Origin of the sequence: Paractinoplanes durhamensis (assembly GCF_016862175.1) — a bacterium.
GTDB classification, from domain to species: Bacteria; Actinomycetota; Actinomycetes; order Mycobacteriales; family Micromonosporaceae; genus Actinoplanes; species Actinoplanes durhamensis.
The window spans coordinates 146,952-170,106 of record NZ_BOML01000059.1; the positions used below are offsets into that span (position 1 = coordinate 146,952).

The 23,155-nt window shown below is 68.9% G+C and carries 15 protein-coding genes; 10 read left to right on the plus strand and 5 right to left on the minus strand.

What is annotated here, in order from left to right; translation table 11 throughout:
- The first annotated feature begins 84 nt into the window (after positions 1–84).
- On the plus strand, positions 85–1,092 hold the full coding sequence (locus tag Adu01nite_RS37345; protein WP_203734018.1) for a sugar phosphate isomerase/epimerase family protein: 1,008 nt from the start codon (positions 85–87) through the stop codon (positions 1,090–1,092).
- Positions 1,093–1,152: 60 nt separating this feature from the next.
- On the opposite strand, the gene Adu01nite_RS37350 is transcribed toward Adu01nite_RS37345, so the two are convergent.
- Complete coding sequence (locus Adu01nite_RS37350) at positions 1,153–3,279, minus strand: M14 family zinc carboxypeptidase (protein WP_203734019.1); 2,127 nt, start codon at positions 3,277–3,279, stop codon at positions 1,153–1,155.
- A 212-nt stretch (positions 3,280–3,491) separates the two neighbouring features.
- Positions 3,492–4,955: a M1 family metallopeptidase gene (locus Adu01nite_RS37355; RefSeq protein ID WP_379138127.1), complete on the minus strand. Its 1,464-nt coding sequence runs from the start codon at positions 4,953–4,955 to the stop codon at positions 3,492–3,494.
- 335 nt (positions 4,956–5,290) lie between these two features.
- Between Adu01nite_RS37355 and Adu01nite_RS37360 the strand changes: the two genes are divergently transcribed.
- Positions 5,291–7,186: an IPT/TIG domain-containing protein gene (locus Adu01nite_RS37360; protein ID WP_203734021.1), complete on the plus strand. Its 1,896-nt coding sequence runs from the start codon at positions 5,291–5,293 to the stop codon at positions 7,184–7,186.
- A gap of 50 nt (positions 7,187–7,236) precedes the next feature.
- Here Adu01nite_RS37360 and adhE read toward each other — a convergent pair whose 3' ends face one another.
- Entirely contained in the window at positions 7,237–9,846 is a 2,610-nt protein-coding gene (adhE, locus tag Adu01nite_RS37365) for a bifunctional acetaldehyde-CoA/alcohol dehydrogenase (RefSeq protein ID WP_203734022.1), read from the minus strand.
- A 276-nt stretch (positions 9,847–10,122) separates the two neighbouring features.
- On the opposite strand from adhE, the gene pflB reads away from it, so the two are divergent.
- The 4 genes from pflB (at position 10,123) to Adu01nite_RS37385 (ending at position 15,180) form a co-directional block, all read left to right on the plus strand.
- Positions 10,123–12,375, plus strand: coding sequence for a formate C-acetyltransferase (gene pflB / locus Adu01nite_RS37370; protein ID WP_203734023.1), 2,253 nt, complete (start codon positions 10,123–10,125; stop codon positions 12,373–12,375).
- 2 nt (positions 12,376–12,377) lie between these two features.
- Positions 12,378–13,148: a pyruvate formate-lyase-activating protein gene (gene pflA, locus Adu01nite_RS37375; protein ID WP_203734024.1), complete on the plus strand. Its 771-nt coding sequence runs from the start codon at positions 12,378–12,380 to the stop codon at positions 13,146–13,148.
- A 40-nt stretch (positions 13,149–13,188) separates the two neighbouring features.
- A complete protein-coding gene (locus Adu01nite_RS37380; RefSeq protein WP_203734025.1) occupies positions 13,189–13,554 on the plus strand; it encodes a hypothetical protein in 366 nt (121 codons plus the stop codon).
- A gap of 63 nt (positions 13,555–13,617) precedes the next feature.
- Positions 13,618–15,180 (plus strand): hypothetical protein, encoded by a 1,563-nt coding sequence (locus Adu01nite_RS37385; RefSeq protein WP_203734026.1) that lies wholly within the window; start codon positions 13,618–13,620, stop codon positions 15,178–15,180.
- On the opposite strand, the gene Adu01nite_RS37390 is transcribed toward Adu01nite_RS37385, so the two are convergent.
- The gene (locus Adu01nite_RS37390) at positions 15,145–16,170 is read right to left on the minus strand and encodes an ROK family transcriptional regulator (protein WP_239132995.1); all 1,026 of its coding nucleotides are present in this window, start codon (positions 16,168–16,170) and stop codon (positions 15,145–15,147) included. The two genes, Adu01nite_RS37385 and Adu01nite_RS37390, sit on opposite strands and share 36 nt — an antisense overlap.
- Before the next feature lie 258 nt (positions 16,171–16,428).
- On the opposite strand from Adu01nite_RS37390, the gene chvE reads away from it, so the two are divergent.
- The 3 genes from chvE to mmsB all read left to right on the plus strand — a co-directional run bounded on the left by chvE (position 16,429) and on the right by mmsB (position 20,371).
- Positions 16,429–17,550 (plus strand): multiple monosaccharide ABC transporter substrate-binding protein, encoded by a 1,122-nt coding sequence (gene chvE / locus Adu01nite_RS37395; RefSeq protein ID WP_203734027.1) that lies wholly within the window; start codon positions 16,429–16,431, stop codon positions 17,548–17,550.
- 62 nt (positions 17,551–17,612) lie between these two features.
- Positions 17,613–19,145: a multiple monosaccharide ABC transporter ATP-binding protein gene (gene mmsA / locus Adu01nite_RS37400; protein WP_203734028.1), complete on the plus strand. Its 1,533-nt coding sequence runs from the start codon at positions 17,613–17,615 to the stop codon at positions 19,143–19,145.
- Positions 19,142–20,371: a multiple monosaccharide ABC transporter permease gene (gene mmsB, locus Adu01nite_RS37405; RefSeq protein WP_203734029.1), complete on the plus strand. Its 1,230-nt coding sequence runs from the start codon at positions 19,142–19,144 to the stop codon at positions 20,369–20,371. The genes mmsA and mmsB overlap by 4 nt, the downstream gene beginning before the upstream one ends.
- A 60-nt stretch (positions 20,372–20,431) precedes the next feature.
- Here the strand turns inward: mmsB and Adu01nite_RS37410 are convergent, their stop codons facing one another.
- Entirely contained in the window at positions 20,432–21,460 is a 1,029-nt protein-coding gene (locus Adu01nite_RS37410; protein WP_203734030.1) for a magnesium transporter CorA family protein, read from the minus strand.
- Positions 21,461–21,671: 211 nt separating this feature from the next.
- Between Adu01nite_RS37410 and Adu01nite_RS37415 the strand changes: the two genes are divergently transcribed.
- Complete coding sequence (locus Adu01nite_RS37415) at positions 21,672–23,144, plus strand: APC family permease (protein WP_203734031.1); 1,473 nt, start codon at positions 21,672–21,674, stop codon at positions 23,142–23,144.
- Positions 23,145–23,155: the final 11 nt, after the last annotated feature.

The window sequence follows — 23,155 nt, forward strand, 5'->3', positions numbered from 1 at the left end:
ATGGCCGGCCTTCCCTCGCCGTCCGCCGATGACGGCTGCAGTCAGCCGATCGCATCAGGGCTGACGAGATCAGGGGAGTCAGACATGGCCCGACCCATCACGCTCTTCACCGGCCAGTGGGCCGACCTGCCCTTCGACGAGGTGTGCGGGCTCGCCGCCGAGTGGGGCTACGACGGCCTCGAGATCGCCTGCTGGGGTGATCACTTCGAGGTGGACCGGGCGCTCGCCGAGCCCGACTACATCGACCGCAAGCGCGCCCAGCTGGAGAAACACAACCTCAAGGTGTTCGCGATCTCCAACCACCTGGTCGGCCAGGCGGTCTGCGACCACCCGATCGACGAGCGCCACCAGGACATCCTGCCGCCCGCGATCTGGGGCGACGGCGAACCGGAGGGCGTGCGGCAACGGGCCGCCGAGCGGATGAAGGACACCGCCCGGGCCGCCGCCCGCCTGGGCGTCAACACCGTCGTCGGCTTCACCGGATCGTCCATCTGGCACACGGTGGCGATGTTCCCGCCCGCGTCGCCGGCCATGATCGACCGCGGTTACCAGGATTTCGCCGACCGGTGGCACCCGATCCTCGACGTGTTCGACGAGGTCGGGGTGCGCTTCGCGCACGAGGTCCACCCCAGCGAGATCGCGTACGACTACTGGACCACCCACCGCACCCTGGAAGCGATCGGGCACCGCCCCGCGTTCGGGCTCAACTGGGACCCGTCGCACTTCGTCTGGCAGGACCTCGACCCGGTCAACTTCATCCTCGAGTTCAAGGACCTGATCTACCACGTCGACTGCAAGGACGCGAAGGTCCGCACCGGCGACGGGCGGCGCGGCCGGCTCAGCTCGCACCTGCCCTGGGCCGACCTGCGCCGCGGCTGGGACTTCGTCTCCACCGGCCACGGCGACGTGCCCTGGGAGGACTGCTTCCGGGCGCTGAACGCGATCGGCTACGACGGCCCCCTCTCGATCGAGTGGGAGGACGCCGGGATGGATCGCCTGGTCGGCGCGCCGGAGGCGTTGCAGTTCGTGCGCCGGCTGGCCTTCGACCCGCCGTCGGCCGCGTTCGACGCGGCCTTCTCCTCGTCGTCCTGACCGTCGGGTCGTCCTGATGGTGGCGGGGGCGGCCATCGGCCGCCCCCGCTCACGCATGACCTACGGCCGCGGCTGCTCGCTCGCTATCCGGACGAGTTCGACCAGACCGCCCGCGTACTCCTGCGACTCGGCGTGGGCCTCGTCGAACGGTGGCTGGAAACCGACGCCCTCCCACTCCTGCGTCGACTCGTTCCAGATGTCGTTGCCGATCTCGAAGTCCCAGGCGTCGATGCCCAGGTCGTAGTAGAGCTGGTCGGCCGAGTTGCCGGCCGCCGAGTAGAGCACGTCCGCGACCGGCCCGGTGTACGACGGCCAGGTCACCGTGCCGCGCTCGGCCGAGATCGCCCCGACGATGCGGCGCGCGCTGTCCAGGAAGAACTTCGACTCGTCGATCGACGGCCGCGGCAGCGTGACCCGCCCGTCGGCCCGGTAGGCGCCCGGCGGCCACATGAAGTAGCCGCCGTAGCTGTGCACGTTCAGCGCGAACTTGATGTTCGGGTGCGCGCCGGCGAGGGCGATCACGTTGCTGCTCTCCGCTTCGGACAGCTCGGCGGTGCCCGCGTACGTGCCGGACAGGCAGTTCGCGCTGCCACCCACATAACCGTCGAAATAGGACCCGACCGCGTAGTTGCGGTTCACGTCGACGCCCCACGAATCGCGGTAGCGCGGGTCGCGGCTGGTGCCCGTACAGTGATTGACCAGGTTTTTCCGTTGGAAGTTGTAGTCGTTGAACGAGTAGTTCGCGCCGTCCGGGTTGACCGTCGGGATCACGAAGATGTCCACCGAGTCGACCAGCTGCTTCGTGGCCGGGTCGGTGGCGTAGTTGGCCAGCAGCCGTTCGGCGAACTCGAGCGTCACCAGCGGGGTCGCCCACTCACGCGCGTGCTCCTGGCTGTAGGCCAGCACCCCGGTCTTCGATCCGTCGCGCACCTTGCCGATCCGCAGCGCCTGCACCGTCCACGGCTTCGGCGACACCTCGGTGCCCTTCAGCCCGTCGTCGAGCGCGACCGGCCCGGCGACCGGCATCGGCAGCCCGGCCGAACCGGCCTCGACCGACGCGCGGAACTGCCGCGGATACTTCGCGGACAGGAACGCGGCCACGTCGTCGGTCGAGCTGATCACCTTGCCGCCGGCATCGGTGGCCAGCTTCACGGTCAAGACCCGGTCCCGGTACGCCGCCGACAGCGGCTGATCTGCCGTCCCGGGATCGACCGTCTTCACCTGAACACCGTTCATCCCCTGGTCGCCGAACTTCACCGAGTCCACCACGACGGCGGCGACGTTCGGGTCGCCCAGATAGGCCACCGCGGTACGCCGGTAACCCTGGGTCCTGTTCGGCAGGTTGAGCACGTCGAGCAGCTTCGGGTACTGCCGCTTCAGCCGCTTGATCCGCGCGGCGATGTCGGCCGGCGTCATGTACGCCTCGACGAAGTCCTTCTGATAGCCGCTGGGCAGCGCCGGGGGAGTGGCGTTCGGCCAGACCGCCGGCGTGACCGTCCGGCTCTTGCCGCCCAGGCTGGAGGTGGCCACCACCTGGATGGGCGAGTTCGGGGTGATTTGCGCCGGCAGCGGCTGCGGAACCGCGTAGTGGTACTGGTATTCGCCGGAATCCTCGAACCGCACCAGCTGGTAGGAGCCGGTGGCACCGTCGGCCGTGGTCCAGGTGACGGTGATCTCGACGTCCGGATCGTCGGCGGCCGTGGTCGCGACCTGCGTCTGCAGGAAGGTGCGGCCGCCGGTGGTCCACCAGTACGCCTGCAGGAACTGCAGCGTGTCGGCGGCCAGCCGCTGCGGGCTCGCGGTGGCGCGGCCGGCCGTGTCGCCCTCCCGCTGGATCACCTGGACGGCCTGCGCGCCGTCGCCGGTCAGCGCGGCCAGCTGCGCCGCGTCGACCACCAGGTCGGCGAGCACGGCGCCGCCGGCGGAGGTGCGCGGCCGGGCAGCGATGTCCGCACCCTCGGCGACGAGCCGCTGCAGCGCGGCCTCGCTGGGCAGGCGGAACCGGATGAGAGCGTGCTCGGCGTCGCCCAGCGCAATTGCTGCGGCGGGCTGAGCCTTGGCGGGCTGGGCCTTGGCGGGCTGGGCCTTGGCGGGCTGGGCCGCCGCGGCACCGGCCGCGGGCGGCATCAGGGAGATGGTGAGAACGATTGCGGAGAGCGCCGCGACCGTTCGGCCCCGTGAGGACATGAAGCCTCCTGCGTCATCGAAGGATGTCGCTATCACCTCATCCAGATCATCGAGATATGTCAATCATTGGACCGGGGCGCGGGCCACTGCACGCGCCGCACCGTGGACGCGTGGGGTTGGCGCAGCTGGGTTCGGCCATGGTTGTTGTGGACGTCCCACCGTGTACTCATATGAAGCGGTGGCGGACCGGAAGCCCGCCACCGCAACGGGTTTTACCGCTCGTGGAGCAGGGTGTGGGTCTGGCTGATCTCGGGCCAGGACTTCGGCATCGCCGGCTTGGTCAGGGACTTCGAAGCCGGCACCGGCTTGGACGGGGTGTAGAGCCAGGCCTGGAACAGGGCGTTCAGGTCCTGGCCGGAGATCTTCTCGGCCAGGGCGGTGAACTCCGCGGTCGTGCCGTTGCCGTAGCGGTGGTCGGCGGTCCAGGTCCGCAGGATCTCGAAGAAGGCGTCGTCGCCGACCGCCACCCGCAGCTGGTGCAGGGTCATCGCGCCGCGGTCGTAGACGGCGTCGCCGAACAGCTCGGCGGTGCCGGGGTCGGCGGGCGCGGTGGTCCAGATCGAGGCGTCGTCGGGGTAGGTCGCGTAGAGGTAGTCGAAGATGTCCTGGGCGGTGCCCTCGTCGTTCTTCTCCGACCACAGCCACTCCGCGTAGCTGGCGAAACCCTCGTTGAGCCAGATGTGCTGCCAGTCGGCGACGGACACCGAGTCGCCGAACCACTGGTGCGCGTTCTCGTGCACGACCACCGAGGTGTTGGCGCCGCGCCGGAAGAACGAGGCCGCGAAGTTCGGGCGGGTCTGGTTCTCCAGGGCGAAGCTGATCGAGCCGGGCGGCAGCACGACGCCGCCGCGCGCCTCGAACGGCCACGGGCCGAAGATCGTGCTCTCCCAGTCGGTGATCTCGGCGGTGCGCTCGACGCTGGCCCGCGCGCCGTCCCGCAATTCGGGGGTGAGCAGCTGCGAGTACGCGTTGTAGACGGTCTGGCCGTTCGCGGTGGTGTCGGTGGCGATGTCGTACTGGCCGACGGTCAGGAACGCCAGGTAGGTGGCCTGCGGCTTCAGCGACCGCCAGCTCCACCGGGTGTACCCGAGGCTCTCCTGGACGGGCGGCCGCGGCATGGTGCCGTTGCTGATCGCCTCCACGCCGGTGGGCACCGCGACCGAGACGTCGAACGTCGCCTTGTCGGTCGGGTGGTCGTTGCTCGGGAACCACCACCAGGCGATCTCCGGCTCCCCGATGGCGAGGGCACCGTCGGCGGTCTTCGTCCAGGCGGTGAAGCCGGCCGCGACCTTCGTGGACGGCACGCCGGAGTACTGCACGACCACCGTCATCGCGCCGCCGGTGCTGACCGTGCGGGCGGGCGTGACGACCAGCTCGTGGTCGCCCTCGCGGGCGAACGTGGCCGGCCGGTTGTTCACGTAGATGGACGAGACGTCGAGGACGAAGTCCAGGTTGAACCGGTTCAGATCCTGGGTGGCGGTGGCCAGGATGGTGGTGGTCCCGGTCAGCTTGTCGGTCGCCGGGGTGTAGCGCAGCCGGATGTCGTAGTGGCCGACGTCGTAGCCGCTGTTGCCGTAGTCCGGGTAGTAGGTGTCGCCGATTCCCGGACCGCCCGGTGCGGGTGCCGCTTGTGCGGGTACACCCGTTCCGGCGAGGGTCAGTGCGGTAGCGGCCATCGCTACCAGCAGTCTTCGCACGGGAGCGTTCCTTCCGTCCGCGGACCGGGTCACGGTCCGCCGGTTGGTTGCAGGTCCCGCCGAACATATCGAAGTACATCGACATCGGTTGTGGTGAATGCCACATGCTCTGAGTAATTCCCGAGATACCGCCCGTGGTCGGTGGGCGCGCTGTGGCGCCGCTCGCCGGCGGCCGAGGTGCCGGCCACCGTTTAGCAACCGAGCTGCTCCGCGCTTTCGGTTCAGGCCTTCCGGGTCTTGTCGATCTTCGTGGCTGACGACATGACCTCGGGCCGCGTATCCGTTCCCCGGATGCGGTCCCGGAAGGAGCTCGGATGCGCAAGACCCGTCCCCTCGGCCCCGGTTTCCTGGCGGCAACCGTCGTCGCCACCGGCCTGGTAGCGCTGCCGGCGGTCCCGGCCCTCGCCGCGACCGCCGGCACCGCGCCCGTCGGCACGGCGCACGCCACCGGCGCGCTGATGCCCTCGGCGCGGATCGCGGCCGTGCTCAAGACGCGGGCCCAGGGCGTGCTGCCGGCGAGCGTCGACCTGCGCTCGGGTGCCCCGGCGGTCGGTGACCAGGGGCAGGTCGGGTCGTGCGTGGCCTGGTCGATCGGGTACAGCCTCAGCGGCTACTACGCCCGGAGCATCACCGACAGCGGCGTGCCGTACGCGCCCCTCTACCTCTACATGCGCACGGTCCAGGGGACGCCCGGCCCGAGCACCGGCCTGTCGGTGGCGGCCGCGCTGCGCAACGAGCAGTCCGAGGGCATCGACACCCAGGCCGACTACTGGCAGGGCACCACCGACTACAGCGTCTACCCGACCGACGGGCAGGTCACCAACGCGGCCAACTACCGGATCACCGGCTGGACGACGCTGTTCTCCGGCGCCCAGGGCGGGACGACGGCGCAGGCGGCGATCCAGCAGTCGCTGGCCGACGGCGCGCCGGTGTCGATCACCATCCCGGTGTACTCGGCGTTCGACAGCATCAACTCGATGACGCCGTACACCAGCACCACCGGCACGCTGCGCGGCTACCACCAGGTGACCGCGTACGGCTACGACTCGTCCGGCCTGATCATCCGTAACTCGTGGGGCAAGTGGTGGGGCAGCGGCGGCGACGCCAAGCTGGGCTGGTCGTTCGTGAACAGCAGCGTGCTGGCCGCCTACACCGTCTCCGGCATCACCGACAAGGGCCAGGTCTCCACCGGGTCACCCAAGGTCACCGGCCTGTCGGCGCAGAAGGCGGCGGCCGGAACGACAGTGACGATCACGGGTACGAACCTGACGGGTGTCACGCAGGTCAAGTTCGGCACGGTCGCGGCCGACTTCACCAACGTCACCACCGGCACCGGTGCCGCCGCGATCGCCGCGGTCGTTCCCGCCGGGCAGAAGGTCGGCAGCGCGGTCGACGTGACCGTCACCAACGGCGCCGGCACCAGCGCGGTCGTGGCGGCCGGCAAGTTCACCTACGCCACCCCGGCGCCGACCGTGAACACGCTGTCCACCGCCACCGCGACCACCCTCGGCGGCACCGTGGTGACGGTGACCGGCAGCAACCTGACCGGCGCGACCGTCAAGCTGGGCACCACCGCGGTGGCCGCCCGGGCGATCACCGCGACGTCGCTGACCTTCACCGCACCGGCCCGCGCGGCCGGCCCGGTCGACGTCAGCGTCACCACCGCCGGCGGCACCACGTCGACGCCGCTGACCTACGTCGCCCCGGATGCGCCGGTCGTGTCGTCGGTGAGCGTCACCACGCTGACCACCAAGGCGAACACCGCGCTGGTGGTGACCGGTACGTCGTTCGTCGGCACGGTCACCGCCACCGTCGATGGCCGGAACGCCACCGTCACCCGGGTCAACGACACCCAGGTGAAGGTCACCGCCCCGGCCCACGCGGCCGGCACCGTGCCCCTGGTGATCAAGGCGGCCGGCGGCAGCACCACCCCGGTCGACCTGACCTATGTCGCCCCGGCGCCGGCGGTCACCTCGCTCAGCCCGTCGGCCGGTTCGGCCACCAAGGGCGCCACGGTGACCGTTTCCGGCTCCAACTTCACCGGCGCCACCAGCGTCAAGGTCGGTGACAGCGAGGTCGCGTTCAAGGTGCTCGCCGACACCAAGCTGCAGGTGACCATCCCGGCGGGCGCGGTCGGTACCTACCTGGTCAAGGTGACCACCGGCAGCGGGACCAGCGCGAACGTGGTGAAGTACACCGCCCGCGCCTGATCCGCGAAACCGGCCCGCTCCTCATCGAGGAGCGGGCCGGCGTCGTTTCCTCAGGCCCCGTAGTAGGCCTTCTTCATCAGCTCCTGCATGTCGGTGAGCATCGGCATCCGCGGGTTGGCCGGGGCGCACTGGTCCTCGTACGCGTTGAGGGCCTGCTGCGGCAGCGCCGCCAAGAATTCCTTTTCGTCGAGCCCGAGCTTCGCGAACGACTGCTCGATGCCGACCGCGTCCCGCAGCTGCTCGACGGCCGCCGCGAGCGATTCCGGCCCCGGGTCGCGCAGGCCGAGCATCGTCGCGATGTCGGCGAACCGCTCCGGCGCCCGGTAGCTCTCGTACTTCGGCCAGCCGGACAACTTGGTCGGAACCGTTCCGTTGTAGCGGATCACGTGCGGCAGCAGCACCGCGTTGGTGCGCCCGTGCGCGATGTGGAACGTCCCGCCGAGCGTGTGCGACATCGCGTGCACGATGCCGAGGAACGCGCTGCCGAACGCCATGCCGGCGATCGTGCCGGCGTTGTGCATGCGCTCCCGGGCGTCCGGGTCGGCGTCGTTCACCGACTTCTCGAGGTTCGCGAAGATCAGCCGGATGGCGTGCAGGGCGAGCCCGTCGGTGAAGTCGTTCGCGTAGACCGACACGTACGCCTCGATGGCGTGGGTGAGGGCGTCGAAGCCGCTGTCGGCGGCGATCACCCGCGGCAGGCTGGCGGTAAGCACCGGGTCGATGATCGCGACCGTCGGCGTCAGCGCGTAGTCGGCGAGCGGGTACTTCTTGCCGGTGCGGTGGTCGGTGATCACCGCGAACGGGGTCACCTCGGCGCCGGTGCCGGAGGTCGTCGGGATGCAGACCAGCTTGGCCCGCTCACCCAGCGGCGGGAAGGCGAACGCCCGCTTGCGGATGTCGAAGAACTTCTCCCGCATGTCCTCGAAGTCGACCTCGGGGTGCTCGTACTTCAGCCACATCACCTTGGCCGCGTCCATCGCCGAGCCACCGCCGAGCGCGATGATCGTGTCCGGCTTGAACGACCGCATCAGCGAGGCACCACGGTCCACGGTCTTCATCCGCGGTTCGGGCTCCACATCGTCGATGATCTGCAGGGCGACCTGGTTGGGCCGGCGCTGCAGCACCCGGTTGAGCCGGTCCACGAAACCGAGCCGGGTCATCGACTCGTCGGTCACCACGGTGACGCGCTGGACGTCCGGCATGTCGGACAGGTAGCGGATGGCGTGCGGTTCGAAGTAGATCTTCGAGGGGACCTTGAACCACTGCAGGTTGTTCGTCCGCCGGCCGATGCGCTTGATGTTGATGAGGTTCACCGCCGAAACGTTGTTAGACACCGAGTTGTGCCCGTAGCTGCCGCAACCCAGCGTCAGAGAGGGGAGGAAAGCGTTGTACATGTCGCCGATGCCGCCCTGCGAGGCCGGCGAGTTCCAGATCACCCGGACCGCCTTGACCTTCTCGCCGAACTGCCGGGCGAGGTCCGCGTCCTCGGTGTGGATGACGGCGCTGTGCCCGAGCCCGTGGAACTCCACCATCTCGGCGGCCAGGCGCATGCCGTCGGCGCGGTTCTTCGAGTGCAGCACGGCCAGCACCGGGCACAGCTTCTCCCGGGTCAGCGGCTCGGCCGGGCCGACCTCGGCCACCTCGGCCAGCAGGATCGAGGTCTGCGCGGGCACGCTGAAGCCGGCCTGCGCGGCGATCCAGGACGCGGACTGGCCGACCACCGACGCGTTCAGCGTGGCCTGGGCGCAGTTCTCCCCGCGCGCCGCGACGCCGAAGATCAGCTGCTCCAGCATCCGCTTCTCCTCCGGCGTGCAGAGGTGCGCGTGCAGGCCGCGGAACTCGGCGATGGCGGCGTCGTAGATCGGGTCGTCGATGATCGCGGCCTGCTCGGAGGCGCAGATCATGCCGTTGTCGAACGACTTCGACAACACGATGTCGTTGACCGCCCGCTTGAGTTTGGCGCTCTTCTCGATGTACGCAGGAACGTTGCCGGCGCCGACGCCCAGCGCGGGCTTGCCGGTCGAGTAGGCCGCCCGGACCATGCCGTTGCCGCCGGTGGCGAGGATCGTCGAGACGTCCGGGTGCTGCATGAGTGCCGCGGTGGCGGCGACCGACGGCTTGTCCACCCACTGGATGCAGTTGGCCGGGGCGCCGGCCGCGATCGCCGCGTCCCGCACGATCCGGGCCGCCTCGACGCTGCACCGCTGCGCGGCCGGGTGGAACGCGAAGACGATCGGGTTGCGCGTCTTCAGCGCCAGCAGCGCCTTGAAGATGGTGGTGGAGGTGGGGTTGGTGACCGGAGTGATGCCGGCGACCACGCCGACCGGGTCGGCGATCTCGATGATCCCGCTGATCTCGTCCTCGCTGATCACCCCGACCGTGCGCATCTTGTCCATGCTGTGCGTCACGTGCTCACAGGCGAAGATGTTCTTGACGGCCTTGTCCTCGAAGACGCCGCGGCCGGTCTCGTCGATGGCCAGCTGGGCCAGGGCCGCGTGGCGGTCGAGCGCCGCGACGGAGGACTTCTTGACGATCCGGTCGATCCGTTCCTGATCGAACAGGCTGTAGTCACCGAGCGCCTTCAGCGCGTTGGTCACCAGCGTGTCGATCATGTCTGCCAGCTCCGAAGGCGCCATTTCGGTCGTCTCGTGGGCGGTCATCGCGTATCACCTCATCGGTCTGATCGAGGGCTTGTCGGCCCTACGTTCTCATCGTTGCCTCCACCGGACGCTGCCTTCAGGGAATTGTGGCCGTATCGCCCCGGGCCTTTCGGCCCCTCCTTCTGAAGGGCCGTTTAGGCTGGTTCGCGGGCTTTCGGGCCGGTCGGCCCCCGGTCCAAAGGACCATTGGCCCGGGCTGCCGGGGCCGCTGCGGTGCGATGCTGATGCAGGAGCCTTCTGCGGGCGCCGCCGGAGTGTGAAGGGAAGCAAACCTCGATGAGCGAGAACAACGTACGACCCACCCAGCCCGACCCGTGGCGCGGTTTCACCGACGGCGCCTGGCGGAGCGGGGTCGCGGTCCGTGACTTCATCCAGGCCAACTACACACCTTACGACGGCGATGCCGCTTTCCTCGCCGGGCCGACCGACCGGACCACCGCCGTGTGGGCGAAGCTGTCCGCGATGTTCCCGGAGGAGCGCGAGCGCGGCATCTACGACGTGGACGCGAACACCCCGTCCACCATCACGTCGCACCGCCCGGGCTACATCGACCAGGACACCGAGCTGATCGTCGGGCTGCAGACCGACGCGCCGCTGCGCCGGGCGATCATCCCCAACGGTGGCTGGCGGATGGTGGAGGGTGCGCTGAAGACCTACGGCTACGAGCCGTCGCCGGTCATCGCCGACATCTTCACCAAGTACCGCAAGACCCACAACGCCGGCGTCTTCGACGTGTACGACCCGAACATCCTCGCCGCGCGCAAGGCCCACATCATCACCGGGCTGCCCGACGCGTACGGCCGTGGCCGGATCATCGGCGACTACCGGCGGGTCGCGCTCTACGGCGTCGACCACCTGATCGCCGCGAAGAAGGCCGACAAGCTGGCCAGCACCGGCCCGTTCACCGAGGCCACGATCCGCCGGCGCGAGGAGTTGTCCGAGCAGATCCGGGCGCTGAGCGAGCTCAAGGAGATGGCCGCGTCCTACGGCTACGACATCTCCGGCCCGGCCGCCACCGGCCGCGAGGCGATCCAGTGGCTGTACTTCGCGTACCTGGCGGCGGTGAAGGAGCAGAACGGCGCGGCCATGTCGCTCGGCCGCACCTCCACCTTCATCGACATCTTCCTGCAGCGCGACATCGCTGCCGGGGAGCTGACCGAGACGCAGGCCCAGGAACTTGTCGACGACTTCGTGATCAAGCTGCGGATCGTGCGCTTCCTGCGCACCCCCGAGTACGACGCGCTGTTCTCCGGCGACCCGACCTGGGTCACCGAGTCGATCGGCGGCGTCGGCACCGACGGCCGGCCGCTGGTCACCCGCACGTCGTTCCGCTACCTGCAGACCCTCTACAACCTGGGCCCGGCGCCCGAGCCGAACATGACCGTCTTCTGGTCACCGGCCCTGCCGGAGGGCTTCAAGCGGTTCTGCGCGCAGGTCTCCATCGACACCAGCGCCATCCAGTACGAGTCCGACGAGCTCATGCGGCCGCGCTACGGCGACGACACCGCGATCGCCTGCTGCGTCTCCGCCATGGAGGTCGGCAAGCAGATGCAGTTCTTCGGCGCCCGGGTCAACCTCGCCAAGACGATGCTCTACGCGATCAACGGCGGCCGGGACGAGGTCACCGGCGTGCAGGTCGGTCCGGCTCTGCCGCCGATCAAGAGCGACGTGCTGGTGTACGACGAGGTCGCGCAACGGTTCGACACGATGATGGACTGGCTGGCCGGCACCTACGTCGACGCCCTCAACATCATTCACTACATGCACGACAAGTACGCCTACGAGCGCATCGAGATGGCCCTGCACGACTCGGACATCCTGCGCACGATGGCGTGCGGCATCGCCGGCCTGTCGGTCGCGGCCGACTCGCTGTCGGCGATCAAGCACGCGACCGTCCGCGTCGTACGCAATGAGGACGGCCTGATCACCGACTACGTGACCGAGGGCGAGTTCCCGACCTACGGCAACAACGACGACCGGGCCGACAAGATCGCCACCGAACTGGTCGAGATCTTCATGTCGAAGATCCGCAAGCACCCGACCTACCGCGACGCGCTGCACACCCAGTCGGTGCTGACCATCACGTCCAACGTCGTCTACGGCAAGGCCACCGGCAACACCCCCGACGGCCGCCGGGCCGGCGAGCCGTTCGCGCCCGGCGCCAACCCGATGAACGGCCGGGACAAGCACGGTATGGTCGCGGCGGCGCTGTCGGTGGCCAAGCTGCCCTACGAGCACAGCCTCGACGGCATCTCGCTGACCACCACGGTCACCCCGGCCGGCCTCGGCAACACGAAGACGGAGCAGGTCACCAACCTGGTCGGCGTGCTCGACGGCTACAACAGCGTCAACGGCTTCCACATGAACGTCAACGTGCTCAACCGGGCCACTCTGGAGGACGCGATGGCGCACCCGGAGAACTACCCGCAGCTGACCATCCGGGTCTCCGGCTACGCGGTCAACTTCGTCCGGCTGACGACCGAACAGCAGAAGGATGTCATTTCCCGTACGTTCCACGGGTCGCTGTAACCATGGTCGCCCGGCCCCTCCCGGCGCCCGACACCCTGGTCCCGACCGGTTCGGTGCACTCGTGGGACGTCGTCACCGCCGCGGACGGGCCGGGCACCAGGTTCGTGACGTTCCTGGCCGGCTGCCCGTTGCGCTGCCTCTACTGCCACAACCCGGACACGTGGCAGCGGCGCAACGGCCAGCTGATGGCGGTCGAGGAGCTGGTCGCCAAGATGCTGACGTTCCGGCCGTTCATCCAGGCGGCCGGCGGCGGCGTGACGGTCTCCGGCGGCGAGCCGCTGCTGCAGCCCCGCTTCGTCGAGGCCTACCTGCACCGCTGCAAGAAATACGAGATGCACACGGCCCTGGACACGTCCGGCTACCTGGGCGCCCGAGCCACCGACGCCCTGCTCGACGACACCGACCTGGTCCTGCTGGACGTGAAGTCCTCGATCCCCGAACTGTACAAAAAGGTCACCGGCATGCCGCTGGCCCCGACGGTCACGTTCGGCGAGCGCCTGGCCGAGCGAGGCAACCGCATCCGCCTGCGCTTCGTGCTGGTGCCGGGCCTGACCGACGACCCGGAGAACGTCGCCGGCGTGGCCAAGCTCGGCGCGGCGTGGGGCAACGTCGACCGGGTGGACGTCCTCGGCTACCACCGCCTGGGCGTCTCCAAATACGAGGAGCTGGGCCTCCGCTACCCGCTGGACGGCGTGGAGCCCCCGACCCCGGCCCAGCTGGCCGCGGCCGCCCAAATCTTCGCCGACCACGGCCTCGAGGTCAGTGCGACCTGATTCCGGTCCCGCCGGCGACCAGCGCGAATAGCATGAGGTGATGGATCCGCTGCGGCCCAAGGTCAGTCCGAACACCGTGAAGCAGTTCGCGCACGGGGAGCTGGTGAAGGACACCGGCACCTATGTCACGGAGCTGGTCGTCGAGCGTGCCGACTACGTGTTCCACCACCATCTCGGGGGTGGGGCCAGTGCGGTGTCGCGGCAGTTCCGGGTCGGCTACGAGATCGGGGCGGCGGGGGACCTGACCGTGTGGTCGGTCGGGGTCGACCCGCAGACGGACACGCCGGACGAGAGCGTCAAGCGGATCATCACCTACGGTCCGCACGGGTGGCTGTCGCTCCACGGGCCCGCCCGGCAGCTGGGGCACCGGCCGGTTGACCCGTCGGCGATTCTGCGCGACGCCTGACGGGAGACGTACGCGTTCGGTGGCACAGTCTTCGGGAGATCGCTCGGCGCCGACCCGGAGGGCGTGGCCCGGGCCACCGAGGCGCGGCTGGCCCTGCCGCACCGCTTCACGGTGCCCGACATCTGGATGCTGGCCGACCAGTTCGCGGAGAAGCGGGTCGAGTTCCTGCTCAATCTCGCGGTCCGGCCGGACGGGTCCCTGGCCCCGCTGGACATCGGCGATCTGCGGATCGGGCAGGGGCCGGAGTGGCGGCACACCTGGGGCTGGCTCAGCGCCGAGATCGACGCCGGGCTCGCGCGGGAGGCGGTTCGCCTGGCGGCTCGGATCATGCGGAGCGACGCGGTCACCGACGGGCTGTCCCGGGCGGTGCGATCCACCGTGCCGGCCGAGCGGATGGTGGCGATCGCGGTGGTGCGCCGCTGGTCGCTGACCCTGCAGGTGATGACGTGGCTGGAGGATGCGCTGGCCGCCGACTGGGCGGATGTCCGGGCGGCCGATCTGGCCTGTCTTGCGTTCGCCTCGGTCAAACCGGAATGGCCGCGGCGGCTGATGGCGGTCAGCCACCGGTCGACGGAGGTGAAACCGGTCCTGCGGCGGATGCGGTTGTGGAAGTCCGGCCGGTGTGCCCTCGACGCCAACTACCTGCCCTCGTGGGAGACCAACACCGGGATGATCTGGAGCCTGTTCGCGGCCACCCCGGCGCTGGCCCGGGTCTCCTCGCCCACCTATGCGGACTCGCCGTGGTGCCGCCGGGAGTCCGAGCTGATCGACTATCTGCTGAACACCGCCGACTACCTCCCCGGCCGGCTGGTGATCGACACCGGCCTCGACGCATTGCGGGCCCTCGACGATCTCGCCGACCGCTGGAACCCGGCGGACGAGTTCGGCGGGACCATGCCGGAGTTCCCGCCGATCCTGACGGTGTGGCGGCCCCGGCCGATCCCGCGCAACCATCTGGCGGTGCTGCGCGCCGGTGGAGCGTTGCGCGCGATGAGCGCGTTCCTCCGCGATCCGGACCTGGTCAACCGGCTCGTCCCGATCCTCGTCGAGCAGGGGACGCTGCCGTGCACGCCACCCACCAACGACCCGGAGGGCTGGGCGTCGTACGCCCGTATCTTCCGCGATCTCGCATCGCTGGCGCCGCAGGCCGCCCTGTCGCTGCCGCCCGGCTACGGCCCGGAGCAGGTCGAGCGGGACGTCGAGCTGTGCGGCGGCATCCCGGACCTCACCGCGGGGACGCCGGCGCTGGACGACATCCTGGTCGCGATGGAGTTCTTCCGCTCGGTCTGGCCACCGCTGCTCGACGAACGCTACGGCCGTTTTCTCGTGGTGGACCTCCGCGGCCACACCGGCGAGTCCTTCGCGGCCGCCGCGGAACGCAGCCTGGACCGGGGGATGCTCGCGTTCCGGGTGCCGGTGCCACTGTGGCTGTTGCAGAACGCGGACCAGGACGCCAGTTCGTGGGGGCTGCCCGGCGACCCGCCGATCCTCACCGAGCACGTCGACTCGCAGTTCGCCTGGATGGTGGAGGCCTGGCCCGGGCAGGCCGAGACGATGGCGCGCTATCCGGCCGACTCGGGGCTCATCGCGTCACCGGCGCTGCGCCAGGTCCTCGGGGCGCCCTAGGGTCAGCCAGCGGTACGGGTCGTCGAGCACCTCGCGGACGGCCGAGCGGGCCGCGCCCACGGCCGGGGCCTCGATGCCGTAGGTGGCGCGGACGACTGCGGGGCGGGCGCCCGTGTACTGGGTGGCGATGGCCCGTTCCACCTCGGGGGCGATCCAGTCGTAGTGGTCCCGGTAGATGCCGCCCAGCACTATCCGGTCCAGGTCGAGCAGGGTCAGGTAGCTCGCCACCACGCCGCCGAGGATCGTGCCGGCGCCGGGCTGCAGGGCGCCGGGGCCGGCGTACATCTCCAGGCAGCCTCGATGGCCGCATGGGCACTCGGGGCCGTTCGGGTCGATCCGGACGTGGCCGATCTCGCCGCTGTGCCCGTGCCGGCCGCGGTAGAGGCGGCCGTCGACGACCAGGGCGGCCGCGATCCGGGTGCGGGCGCTCACGTACAGGAAACTCTCGCCCGCTCGTAGCAACTCGTCCTCGGCGAGGGCGGCGTAGTTGGCCTCGCCGTCGACCACGACCGTGCCGCACAGGGTCAGGCCGGCTTCGGCGACGGCATCTCTGGCCGGCCCGCCGATCGCGCGCCGGTCGGTCGCCGAGCGGCAGAAGCGGATCCGGCCGGTCAGGTCGGCCACGCAGGCCACCGCGTGGCCGGTGTCCAGGTCGAGGCCGAGGCCGGCCGGACCGTCCGGCGACAGCTCCAGGGCGGTGCCGCGCCGGCCCACGCCGGAGCGGGTGGTCTCGCCGGCCTCGCGGACCAGGCCGCCGGCGATCAGCTCGTCGATCAGGCTGCTCGTGGTGGAGCGGTTCAGGCCGGTGCGGGCCGAGATGCCGGCCCGGGAGATGTCACCGGGGCTTTCCGCCACGTGACGCAGCGCGAGCGCGAGGTTGTGGGCCCGGGTGCCGATTCGGGGCGGCGACAAAGTGGGCGGCGACACAATTGGCGGCGACAAAGTGGGCGGCGACACAATGGGTGGCACGACGATTCCTTTCACCCGCACCGCGCGATTCTAGCGCCGATGATAAGGCCTTTCATGTGCGCTTATTCACGCCGTACACAATTGTTGATGATCTTCAAGGGTCTTTGGCCCTGTGAAGCGCGGGACCAAAGTATTGCCTGCTCAGGGCCGTTTGGAATGGGTGTCGGCGGTGTTGTCGATTTGTTACGGGGGCTCGTGTCAGTGGCCGGAAAAGCGGGGGTATGTTGGCGGCGGCAACAAAACCTGAAGAACGGCAAATAAAAGAAAGGAGGCGTCGGGGTGGCTAAGAAACTCCGCGTCTTCGCAGCGGTGGCCATGGTTGTTTCGCTGGCCGCGACGACGGCCTGCAGCAGCAGCCGTGACGAGGACAGCAGCAGCTCCGGCTCCGGCTCCAGCTCCAACCTGATCGGCATCGCGATGCCGACCAAGAGCCTCGAGCGCTGGAACAACGACGGCGCCCACCTGGAAGACCTGCTGAAGAAGGCGGGCTACACCACCACCTTGCAGTACGCCGACAACAAGGTGGACCAGCAGATCACCCAGATCCAGAACATGATCAACCAGAACCCGAAGGTTCTGGTGGTGGCGTCGATCGACGGCACCGCGCTCGGCCCGGCCCTGGAGAAGGCGGCCCAGCAGAAGATCAAGGTCATCGCGTACGACCGGCTGATCAACTCGACGGCGAACGTGGACTACTACGCGACCTTCGACAACTACCAGGTCGGCAAGCTGCAGGGCGAGTACGTCGTGAAGCAGCTCGGCCTGGACGCCGGCAAGGGCCCGTTCAACCTCGAGCCGTTCGCCGGGTCGTCCGACGACAACAACGCCAAGTTCTTCTTCTCCGGCGCCTGGGACGTGCTCAAGCCGTACGTCGACAGCGGCAAGCTGGTCATCCCGTCCGGCAAGAAGCTCGCCAGCGACGCCGACTGGAAGAACGTCAGCATCGACGGCTGGAGCTCGCAGAAGGCCCAGTCCGAGATGGACAACCGGATCAACTCGTTCTACACCGGCGGCAAGAAGGTCGACGTCGTGCTGTCCCCGAACGACTCGCTCGCGCTGGGCATCGAGCAGTCGCTCGAGTCGAAGGGCTACAAGGTCGGTGCCGACTGGCCGGTCATCACGGGTCAGGACGCCGACCTGGCGAACACCAAGAACATCCTGGCCGGCAAGCAGTCGATGACCGTCTGGAAGGACACCCGGACCCTGGGTGACCAGGTCGCCAAGATGGTGGACCAGATCGTCAAGGGCACGACCGTGGAGACCAACGACACGTCCTCGTACAACAACGGCGTCAAGGTCGTCCCGTCGTACCTTCTCGCACCGGTCGTCGTCACCAAGGACGACGTCAAGACGAAGCTGGTCGACTCCGGCTTCTACACCGCCGACAAGCTCGGTCTCTAATCAAGTCTCGGCCAGGCCTTCCACTCACCGAGGGCCTGGCCGTCCGGCGAAAAGTGGCCACCATGAGTCCGATCCTTGAAATGCGCGGGATCACCAAGACCTTCCCCGGCGTGAAGGCGCTGCAGGACGTCACGATGACCGTGGCGCGCGGCGAGGTGCACGCCATCTGCGGCGAGAACGGCGCCGGCAAGTCCACCCTGATGAAGGTGCTCAGCGGGGTGTACCCGCACGGCAGTTACGACGGCGAGATCGTCTTCGAGGACCAGCCGTGCCAGTTCAGGACCATCCGCGACTCCGAAGAACGCGGCATCGTGATCATCCACCAGGAGCTCGCGCTCAGCCCGTACCTCTCGATCGCGGAGAACATCTTCCTCGGCAACGAGCGCTCCAAGCGGGGCGTCATCAGCTGGACCGAGACCAACAAGCAGGCCGCCGACCTGCTCGCCCGGGTCGGCCTGGACGAGCACCCGGACACCAAGATCATCGACCTCGGCGTCGGCAAGCAGCAGCTCGTCGAGATCGCCAAGGCCCTGTCCAAGCGGGTCAAGCTGCTCATCCTCGACGAGCCGACCGCGGCGCTCAACGACGAGGACAGCGCCCACCTGCTCGACCTGATCCGGCACCTGCGGGAACAGGGCATCACCAGCATCATCATCTCGCACAAGCTGAACGAGATCGCCGCGATCGCCGACACCACGACGATCATCCGGGACGGCCGGAGCATCGAGACGCTGGACATGCACGGCGCCGAGCCGGTGAGCGAGGACCGGATCATCCGCGGCATGGTGGGCCGGGATCTCGCCCACCGCTTCCCGGCTCATACCCCGTCCATCGGCGCGGAGATCCTCCGGGCGGAGAACTGGACGGTGCACCACCCGATCGACCGGTCCCGCACCGTCGTGGACGGTGCCGCGCTGGTCGTCCGGGCCGGCGAGATCGTCGGGCTGGCCGGTCTGATGGGGGCCGGGCGGACCGAGCTGGCGATGAGCATCTTCGGCCACAGCTACGGCAGCAACATCTCCGGGCAGCTGTTCCTGCACGGCAAGCCGGTGACGATCAGGTCGGTCGACGTGGCCATCGCGCACGGGATCGCGTACGCGACCGAGGACCGCAAGCACTATGGCCTGAACCTGATCGAGGACATCAAGCGGAACACGTCGGCGGCGCAGCTGTCCCGGATCTCCCGCTTCGGCGTGGTCGACGCGGCCAAGGAGATCACCCTCGCCGATCAGTACCGCCGCGAGATGAAGACCAAGGCGGAGAGCGTCGACGTGCCGGCCGGCAAGCTGTCCGGCGGCAACCAGCAGAAGGTCGTCCTGTCCAAATGGCTCTTCGCCGAGCCGGACGTCCTCATCCTCGACGAGCCCACCCGCGGCATCGACGTCGGCGCCAAGTACGAGATCTACGAAATCATCAACCGCCTGGCGGACGCCGGTAAGGCCGTGCTCGTCATCTCGTCCGAGCTGCCCGAACTGCTCGGGGTCTGCGACCGGATCTACGCGATGAGCCAGGGCCGGATCACCGGCGAGATTGCCCGCGCGGAGGCGACCCAGGAGGGCCTCATGCGCTACATGACCATGGAGAAGAAAGCATGAGCGCATCGACGACGCTGGAGCCGCCGCCCCCGGCGACCGAGCCGTCCAGCAAGAACAACAGTGGTTCGCTGTCCGCTTACCTCGGGCAGAACCTCCGGCAGTACGGCATGATGGCGGCCCTCGTGGTGATCGTCGTGCTGTTCCAGTTCACCACCGACGGCAAGCTGCTCTACCCGAACAACATCGCCGCGCTGATCCAGCAGAACGCGTACGTTCTGGTGCTCGCGATCGGCATGGTGATGGTCATCGTGGCCGGGCACATCGACCTGTCGGTCGGCTCGGTGGTCGCCTTCATCGGCGGCATCTGTGCCCTGCTGATCAGCGACCACAACGTGCCGTGGCTGCTCGCGGTGGTCATCTCGATCATGATCGGCGGCCTGGTCGGCTGCTGGCAGGGCTTCTGGATCGCCTACGTCGGCATCCCGGCCTTCATCGTCACCCTCGGCGGCATGCTGCTCTTCCGCGGCCTGGCGATCGTGCTGGTCGGCACCACGGTGGCCGGCCTGCCGACGAGCTTCAACGACATCAGCAACGGCTCGCTGCCGAACGCCCTGGGCTTCCTCGGCGACCTGGACGGCCTGACCCTGGTGATCGGTGTGGTCGCGATCGCCGGTCTGGCGTTCAGTCAGATCCGGGCGCGGCGTTCGCTGCTGCGCAACGACCTGCGGGTCGAGCCGTTCGCCGCGTTCGTGGCCAAGCTCGCCATCTCGGTCGCGGTGATCGCCTACATCACCTACCTGCTGGCCGAGAGCGCGGGCGGCACCCCGATCGTCCTGATCATCGTGGGCGTGCTGGTGCTGCTCTACACGTTCGTCATGAACAACACGGTGTTCGGCCGGCACATCTACGCGATGGGCGGCAACCTGCCGGCCGCGATGCTCTCCGGCGTGAAGACCAAGCGGGTCAACTTCATGATCTTCGTGAACATGGGTCTGCTCGCCGGCGTGGCCGCGGTGGTCACCACCTCCCGGGCGGGTGCGGCGGTGGCCGCGGCCGGGCAGAACTTCGAGCTGGACGCGATCGCCGCGGCCTTCATCGGTGGCACGGCGGTCAGCGGCGGCATCGGCAAGGTGACCGGCGCGATCATCGGTGCGTTCATCATGGGCGTACTCAACATGGGTCTTTCCATCATGAACGTCGACCCGGCCTGGCAGATGGCGGTCAAGGGTCTGGTCCTGATCGTCGCGGTGGCGTTCGACATCCTGAACAAGCGCCGCGCGAAGTAACCCCCTCGAAGTCGGTGGCGTCGTCCGGAGATCCCGGCGGCGCCACTTGATCTTCAGCCGTCACAGCCAGCGGATTCGGCGGAACAGGACGCACAGCAGCACCGAAATGGCGGTCGCGACCGCGATCGTGGACCAGAACAATGCGGTTCCGTGCGCGCGGTGCAATTCCTCGAAATCCTCGGTCATCTGGTAGACGCCGGCGAGAATTCCCCAGCCCGCCAGGACCGCGCCGATCGCCGCTATCCGGCGCATGTCGGAATTCTGCGCGACGTCGACCTGGGTCAGGTTGGCGTGCAGCATCGAATTGATGGCGTCGTCGCAGTACAGGACGCGCTCGACCACCTGCGCCAGTTCGTTCTCGATCCCACTCAGGCGCCTCGGTGTCGTCGGCGGCCGGCCGAGGATCGTCGTCAAGGGCTGCCGCAGCGGAATAACCGCGCGTTTCACGGTCATCAGCTCGCGCTTGTATCGGTATATCGCGCGCGATCCGGTCAGGCCGTCCGCCGCATTCGCGAAGACGGTCTCCTCGATCCGATTCAGCATCGCGACCAATTCGTCGGTGCATTCCGCGAAGCCGGCCATCACCCGCTCGATCAGGCCGAGCAGCAGAACGGACCTGATCTCGGAGACCTCGGCCGGGCGATGCCGGTCGCCGGCTCCGAGAGCCTGGATCCGGCGGGCGACGGCATCGAGGTCGATCGCGCCGTCCGCGCTGACGGTCAGTACGTAATCGTCGGCGAGCACCAGCACGATCGGCTCGGTCACCACCCGGTCCTGGGCCGCGATCCAGTGTGTGGTCAGGAATGCGAACGAGACGGCGTTGCCGTGCTCGACGATCCGGATCCGCCGCGGCCCGATCAGGGCCGCCTCCAGCAACTCGTCGCCGTCGGCGAAGCCGGAGGTCGAGACGAAGGTGCGCACCCCGCTGTCGTCCGCCCGGTCGAGGTGCTGCCACGTGACGCCGGCCGCCATGCGCCGGTGCATGGACAGCAGCCCGCGGCCGCGCTCGATCTCGCCGGTCGCGTGCAGGTGCCGCCAGATCCGGCTACGGCTGGGTCCGTCGTCCTCGGTGAATGAACGCATCGGCATCGGACAATACTGCATGCGTTCCGGATGCAGAATGCATGACGATCTATTTCCGGGAGATGACGTGGCCCGGTAAAGAGGAAGTATCGGTCATGCCGAAAAACGACGCAGCTGCTATGTCGCGCGGGCCTCTTTCCACGGGATACCCTGCCGTGGTTTCGCTTCGGGCACCGCCAGGCCTCGGCACAGATCTGTCAGACGTTTTCGAGGGTGTATGAAGATCAAATTCGGGTCCAGTGGCCGGCATCATCTTGCGGAAGATCGACTTGGTGTTTTCTCGGTACTTTTCTTCACCTTGAGTGCAGTAGCTCCACTGACCGTCTGCGCCGGTGTTTTCCCCACCACCTACGCCGTTACCGGAATGACCAGCATTCCGGCGGCAATGATCATGGTCGCGGTCATTCTCGCCGTGTTCTCGATCGGCTACGTCGCGATGGCCAAGCAGATCGTCAACGCCGGCGCGTTCTACTCGTTCGTGGCCCGCGGGCTGGGCCGGCCGATGGGCGTGGGCGCGGCCTTCGTCGCGGTGGCCGCCTACAACGCGCTGCAGGTCGCCCTCTACGGCGCGCTCGGCGCCTCGGTCTCGCAGTACCTGGCGCAGCACTTCGGCTGGCACGTCGCCTGGTGGGTCTGCGCCGGGCTGGCCTGGGCGGCCACCGCCGTCCTCGGCAACCTGGCCGTCGACCTCAACGGCCGGCTGCTCGCCGTGCTGCTGGTGGTCGAGCTGGTCACGATCACCGCGATCACGGTGTCCGGCCTGACCCACCCCGCCCAGGGGCAGGTCTCGGCCGGGCCGCTGCTGCCGTCCGGCCTCACCGTCGCCGGCTCCGGTGCGCTCCTGGTCATCGCGGTCCTCGCGTTCACCGGTTTCGAACAGGCCGCGGTCTTCTCCGAGGAGGTTCGCGACCCGCGCCGCACCATCAACGTCGCCACCTTCGTGTCGGTCGGCCTCATCGGCATCCTCTACGCCGGCGCGAGCTGGGCGATGACCGTCTTCTACGGCGTCGGCACGGTGGCCGATGCGGCAAGCCGACTGGGCCCGGCGTCGTTCTTCCGGCTGGGTGGCCCGGCGGTCGCCTCGGTGGCCGAGGTGCTGTTCCTGACCAGCCTCTTCGCGGCCATGCTGAGCTTCCACAACGCCGTCTCGCGGTACATGTTCGCGCTCGGCCGGGAGCGCGTGCTGCCCGCCGTGATGGGGCACGTCAACCCGCGGACGTCGGCGCCGCAGGTGGCCTCGCTCGCGCAGAGCACCCTCGGGCTCCTGGTCATCGCCGGCTACGCCGCGGCCCACCTCGACCCGATGGTCAACCTGTTCTTCTGGCTCGGGACCGCGGGCGGGTTCGGCGTGCTCATCCTGCTCTGCGGCACGAGCGCCGCGGTCATCGGCTTCTCGCTGCAGCGGCGCAACGGCCGCGCGCTCCGGCAGCCCGGCGACCCCGGCGTCTGGGCCTCGCTGGTGGCGCCGGCGGTCGCGCTGGCCGCCCTGCTCGCGCTGCTCTGGCGCGCCTCGGTCGACTACGCGGCGATCCTCGGGGTGCCGCCGGAGAGCGACGCGGCCTGGGCGTTCCCGCTCGCCTATCTGCTGGTGGCGCTGGCCGGCGTCACCTGGGGCCTGGTCATCAGGCAGACCCGGCCGCTGGTCTACAACTCCATCGGGATGGGCCCGATGGCGCTGGCCCTGCGGTGACCGGAGTAACC

Excerpts from the sequence above, each read along its gene's own strand:
- Adu01nite_RS37345 (WP_203734018.1), top strand. The coding sequence starts at position 85 with ATGGCCCGACCCATCACGCTCTTCACCGGCCAGTGGGCCGACCTGCCC.
- Adu01nite_RS37350 (WP_203734019.1), bottom strand. The coding sequence starts at position 3,279 with ATGTCCTCACGGGGCCGAACGGTCGCGGCGCTCTCCGCAATCGTTCTC.
- Adu01nite_RS37355 (WP_379138127.1), bottom strand. The coding sequence starts at position 4,955 with ATGGCCGCTACCGCACTGACCCTCGCCGGAACGGGTGTACCCGCACAA.
- Adu01nite_RS37360 (WP_203734021.1), top strand. The coding sequence starts at position 5,291 with ATGCGCAAGACCCGTCCCCTCGGCCCCGGTTTCCTGGCGGCAACCGTC.
- adhE (WP_203734022.1), bottom strand. The coding sequence starts at position 9,846 with ATGACCGCCCACGAGACGACCGAAATGGCGCCTTCGGAGCTGGCAGAC.
- pflB (WP_203734023.1), top strand. The coding sequence starts at position 10,123 with ATGAGCGAGAACAACGTACGACCCACCCAGCCCGACCCGTGGCGCGGT.
- pflA (WP_203734024.1), top strand. The coding sequence starts at position 12,378 with ATGGTCGCCCGGCCCCTCCCGGCGCCCGACACCCTGGTCCCGACCGGT.
- Adu01nite_RS37380 (WP_203734025.1), top strand. The coding sequence starts at position 13,189 with ATGGATCCGCTGCGGCCCAAGGTCAGTCCGAACACCGTGAAGCAGTTC.
- mmsA (WP_203734028.1), top strand. The coding sequence starts at position 17,613 with ATGAGTCCGATCCTTGAAATGCGCGGGATCACCAAGACCTTCCCCGGC.
- mmsB (WP_203734029.1), top strand. The coding sequence starts at position 19,142 with ATGAGCGCATCGACGACGCTGGAGCCGCCGCCCCCGGCGACCGAGCCG.
- Adu01nite_RS37410 (WP_203734030.1), bottom strand. The coding sequence starts at position 21,460 with ATGCCGATGCGTTCATTCACCGAGGACGACGGACCCAGCCGTAGCCGG.
- Adu01nite_RS37415 (WP_203734031.1), top strand. The coding sequence starts at position 21,672 with ATGAAGATCAAATTCGGGTCCAGTGGCCGGCATCATCTTGCGGAAGAT.